Origin of the sequence: Chryseobacterium sp. 2TAF14 (assembly GCF_052115105.1) — a bacterium.
Lineage (GTDB): Bacteria > Bacteroidota > Bacteroidia > Flavobacteriales > Weeksellaceae > Chryseobacterium.
Window position 1 is genome coordinate 1 of sequence record NZ_JBFRGA010000198.1, and the last position, 4884, is coordinate 4884.

Below are 4884 nucleotides of genomic sequence, written 5' to 3' on the forward strand. Positions count from 1 at the left end.
CTATTTAACAGACTTGTAAAGATTGTAAAATTTTAAAGCCGTATTTTTGCAGAGAATTTTTTCAAATTAATTCTTTACGTCAATTTCTATAATGAAAAAACAAGATACGTGGGCAATTATAAAGAGGCTGTTCTTCATTGGGATGAAGTTTCGTAGCTGGTTTATTTTTACCCTGATTATTTCTATTATTTTATCGGTAGTTTCTACTTACAGGCCTTATCTTACAATGCAGATTGTAGATAATGACATCACAAAGCTGAAGGACAAAGCTTTGATGATGAAGCATATCTATGTTTTGGTAGGGTTGGTTTTTGCAGAAACCGTTTTAAATTTCTTTCTGGTTTATTTTTCCAATTATATTTCGCAGAATGTGATCAGAGATATACGTGAAAGGCTTTATAACAAACTGATTTATTTTAAAACAGCTTTCTTCGATAAAACACCAATCGGACAATTGGTTACAAGAGCGGTTGGAGATGTTGAAACCATTGCAACGGTTTATACAGACGGTTTTCTGATGGTTTTTGGCGATGTTCTGAGAATTATTTTCGTGTTGTTTATGATGTTCCAGGTCGATGTGCATCTGAGTTATATTTCTCTTGCGATTTTACCTTTGATGGTTGTTATTACAAGATTTTTTCAGAAAAAATTAAAAAAAGCTTTTGGTGATGAAAGAAGCTGGACTTCCAACCAAAACTCATTTGTACAGGAAAGATTAGCGGGAATGCCAATTATCCAGGTCTTTAACAGGCAGAAAGCTGAGTTTGAAAAATTTGATGAAATCAATATCACTTTAAAAAGCGCTTTGCTGAGAACGGTTTTTATTTTCTCACTGTTTTTCCCTGTTGTTGAATTAATTTCTTCTTTGTTTATAGGTTTTGTACTTTTTTACGGAGGTTATATTACCATCAGCGCCGGTGTTGTGATTGCGTTTATTCAGTTTATTTCGATGCTGATTCGTCCTTTGAGGCAGATTGCAGACCGTTTCAACAATATTCAGCGCGGGATTGTGGGTGCAGAAAGAGTTTTGGGCGTAATGGATGAAGATTATGCAATGCCGAATACGGGAACTGTAAAAAAAGATCACTTCGACGGAAAAATAGAATTTAAAAACGTACGTTTTGCTTACGACGAAAAGCAGGAAGTTTTAAAAGGTATCGATTTTAAAGTAAATCCGGGAGAAACTGTGGCGATTGTAGGTGCAACCGGAGCCGGAAAATCTACCATCATCAGCTTGATTACAAGATTGTATGATATCAATTCAGGAGAAATTTTCATCGATGATGTTGAGTTGAAAAATTATGAACTGTATAATCTGAGAAGTCATATTGGCGTAGTTTTGCAGGATGTTTTTCTCTTCCACGGAACTATTTACGAAAATCTTGCTTTTGGCGATGATGAAGTAACGTTAGAAAAAATAAAAGCCGGCGCCAGAGAAATTGAAGTTGATGACTTTATCGAAAGCCTTCCGGGAGGTTACGAGTTTGTGGTGAGCGAAAGAGGATCATCTATTTCATTGGGACAGAGACAGCTTTTGTCGTTTCTGAGAGCCTATTTATCTGACCCGAAAATTTTAATATTGGACGAAGCCACTTCTTCGATCGACCACGAAAGTGAAAAGCTGATTCAGAGAGCAACTGAGAAAATTACCAAAAACAGAACCTCAATTATCATTGCACACAGACTTTCAACCATCGAAAAGGCTGATAAAATCATTGTGATGGAACACGGCAAGATCGTAGAAGAAGGGAAACATCTTGAGCTTCTGGATAAAAACGGATATTACGCTACCTTATACAAAGCGCAGCTGAGACACGAAGTTGAGACCGAAGAAAAGCAGAGTTTATAATCCGAAAGGAATAATTTCTAAATCTTTTTCCAGCTGTCACCATATTTTTTGGTTAAATATTGGGCAACTTCACGGTTGTTTTTTCTTGCTTTTTCTGCCATGAATTCTGTGATCACACAGTTTTCGTAAACTACATGTACACCGTATTTTTCTTTAAAACTGTCGTGTTTTTTCGACATGATTCCGAACTGCAGAAAATACTTTGTTTTTTCGTTTTGGTGTGAAGCATCAGATTTTTCATCTCCTTTTTTAAATTCTAAAATTACCGGCTCATTTTTTTGTGCAGAAATAGATACTGAAACGACGGTTAAAATTAAAAGAGAAACAGTTTTAAAGATATTCATAGTGTTTTTATTTTCTTTTTGATGATAAAAATTGTTTAAGGTTAAATTTTTTTTGATCTGCCTTAAAATTTTTTTGTTTTAGAAAAAGTTTTTTAAATTATATTGAAGTTAAATGATTCAATAAGAAGCGATTATGAAAAGTGCCATCAAATCTGCATTTGTTAACATTGAGTTCACATTAAATTTACTTTCTATTAATACCTAAACAGTTAGGTATAGTTTTTGTAATTAAGATTAATCATTAAAAAGTTTCCAAACCCCATTGCTGGTTTAAATATATTTGCTAAATTTATTAAAAATTTAGCCTTCTATTGAATTTAATAGGGGGTAAATGGTGAAACAAATGATGATTTTCTAACTTAAAACAAAATGTAAGATGAATAATATTCAAGACGAATTTCAGGTCTTAAAAGATGAATTGAAAAAATTGAACATCGAAGTTCAAAAAATTGTAAAAGTAGGCAACGGAAGTATGGATTTCCATGAAGTGTTTTACAAATCTCCCAGATATGAGGATGTGAAAACGGTTTATGTACAAAGACACACGATGGATAACCTGATTTCCAGATTTAAAGAATGCTACAGCTAATATATTAAAAGCGCTTCAGAATTTCTGGAGCGCTTTTTTTATGCTGAAATYTAAAAAATATCAGAATCTATAACCCAACGAAAAACCAGTTCTAAATCCTGCCCAAGGTCCGTCTAGTTTCACTCTGGCTCCATTGGCATTTGTTTCTACAGTATAATCTACAAAAGGAACATCCAGATTTTCAATTTCTTTTTTCAGCTGAGCCTGCATTTCGGGAGTGAGAACGATATCACTTGTAAGGGTGAAGTCTCCTTTTCCTGATCCGTAATGTGCACCGGCGATCCAGAAATCTAAAATAAAATTGTGCTGTTTATTCAGGAAAAACTGTGCTCCAACCATCAAACCGCCGCTGTTTCCATCGGCATCTCCCACACCTTTTAAAGGAATCGGGAAGGTGGTATTAAAAGCAGTGTAGTCATAAGTAAAATCAAAAGTATTTGTAGAAACTTTTGAATATCTGTAATAAGGTGCAAAATAAAATCCTTTTCCGTAGCCTTCACCAATGTAAAACCTTGGCTCGATCGTAAAGTTGGTTGCCTTTATTTTAAGATTCTGGAAATCTTTCTCATCTTCATCACTCAAAAAGGCATTCATAAAAGGGACTTTACCTTCTGTAACGGTTCCGAAACCTACATTGATGGCAAACCAGCGGTTGATCGATCTTTCGTATGATAAATTAATATTTCTGAAAGCATATCCCGTAATATTGGTTTTGATAATATTCATTTTATCTTCCGGAGTCGTTGTGGTTTCATAATTTGTAATTTCCTGTGCGGTTGCTTCAGAAATAATGAAGTAGGGGATGATAAGGAGCAGTTTTTTCATTGCTTTAAAATTTTAATTAAAAATAAATATAAAAGCGATTATGCTGATGACAAATGAAAGAACAAAAGTTTACGAAAACATTAAATCAAAAACCGTTCTAAAATATAAGAACGGTTGAAAATTTTATAAAAATAATTTTAATTTTTTGTGAATTTGTTGAATTTTTTCAGATATGAATTTGATTGCCGTTATTTTGGTTGCTTCATTTTGCCCTGCAAGAACATTCATGATGTTCGCTGATGTATTTAATCGATTCCAGACACAGTTCCCGCAAAACAGAAACATCAATGTCGGAAAGTTTTTTTACATAAATACAGGCTTTGCTCATTTTAAATTTTCCAAGATCGGGTAACAGTAATTTACTTTTTTCGGTGTCGGAATAAATGTAAAGTGAAAATGCTGCTTTTCTTGGCGAAAATCCGATAACCGGAGCATCGCCTTCGTGTCCGCTTTCATATTTATAATGATAATTGCCAAACCCGATAATTGAAGGACCCCACATTTTTGGCTCAGAATCAGACCATTCTTTCATTAGTTCTATCAATTGTAAACTGTCGGCTTTTTTCTGCTCATTGTCTACATAAGAATCTAAAAAATCGGTTATGCTTATTTCTGTGTAAGTCGTCTTTGTTTTTGCCATAATTTTGCTGAAGATTATTGTCTTAAAATCTTTTCCATCTTTTTCCCTTTTGCCAATTCGTCGACCAGTTTGTCTAAATATCTTGCCTGTTTTGTAAGAGGGTTTTCAATCTCTTCAATTCGGTAACCGCAGATTAATCCGGTTATAAGATGCGCATTAGGATTGAGCTTTGCCCGTTTAAAAAAAGTTTCAAATGTGACTTTCTCATCAATAAGTTCCTGTAGTTTTTTTGCATCAAAACCGGTTAACCATTCTATCACCTGATGCAGTTCTTCAATTGTTCTGCCTTTGCTTTCGACCTTTGTAATATAATGCGGATACACCGATGAAAAGGTCATTTTTGCAATTCTTTCATTATGTTGAGGTGTGGTTTTCATCTATTAAAAAATGGTTTAAGTTTAAATTTCCAATCAGTTTTAAAATTAAACAAAAAAACACTCAAAAAATCTGAATGTTTTATAAAAATCAGGAAACATTTTCTATGCGCTGACTTTCTTCGAGATCTTTCATCAAAGAGAGCAATTCTTTTTTCTTTAAAAAATATTTCCTGTGAAGAAAATACGGCAATGCATTGATTGCATTCATAAGCATTTGTAAATTGCGGTCAAAATATTCTTCGTTATTAAAGTATAGATGC

At 33.7% G+C, this 4884-nt stretch carries 6 protein-coding genes; 2 read left to right on the forward strand and 4 right to left on the reverse strand.

The window, feature by feature from the left end:
- Positions 1–91: 91 nt before the first annotated feature.
- Entirely contained in the window at positions 92–1849 is a 1758-nt protein-coding gene (locus tag AB4Y90_RS15560; protein ID WP_441558484.1) for an ABC transporter ATP-binding protein, read from the forward strand.
- A 17-nt stretch (positions 1850–1866) separates the two neighbouring features.
- Here the strand turns inward: AB4Y90_RS15560 and AB4Y90_RS15565 are convergent, their stop codons facing one another.
- Positions 1867–2193, reverse strand: a complete 327-nt coding sequence (locus AB4Y90_RS15565) for a hypothetical protein (protein WP_441558486.1) — start codon at positions 2191–2193, stop codon at positions 1867–1869.
- A gap of 376 nt (positions 2194–2569) precedes the next feature.
- Here AB4Y90_RS15565 and AB4Y90_RS15570 point away from each other — a divergent pair, with 376 nt between their 5' ends.
- Positions 2570–2782, forward strand: coding sequence for a hypothetical protein (locus AB4Y90_RS15570; RefSeq protein ID WP_265429672.1), 213 nt, complete (start codon positions 2570–2572; stop codon positions 2780–2782).
- Between the two features lie 60 nt (positions 2783–2842).
- Here the strand turns inward: AB4Y90_RS15570 and AB4Y90_RS15575 are convergent, their stop codons facing one another.
- From AB4Y90_RS15575 to AB4Y90_RS15585, 3 genes are all read right to left on the reverse strand, one after another.
- The gene (locus AB4Y90_RS15575; RefSeq protein ID WP_441558489.1) at positions 2843–3607 is read right to left on the reverse strand and encodes a DUF3575 domain-containing protein; all 765 of its coding nucleotides are present in this window, start codon (positions 3605–3607) and stop codon (positions 2843–2845) included.
- A 202-nt stretch (positions 3608–3809) separates the two neighbouring features.
- Positions 3810–4247: a DUF1801 domain-containing protein gene (locus tag AB4Y90_RS15580; RefSeq protein ID WP_441558490.1), complete on the reverse strand. Its 438-nt coding sequence runs from the start codon at positions 4245–4247 to the stop codon at positions 3810–3812.
- Between the two features lie 14 nt (positions 4248–4261).
- Complete coding sequence (locus AB4Y90_RS15585) at positions 4262–4624, reverse strand: DUF2200 domain-containing protein (RefSeq protein ID WP_441558492.1); 363 nt, start codon at positions 4622–4624, stop codon at positions 4262–4264.
- Positions 4625–4884: the final 260 nt, after the last annotated feature.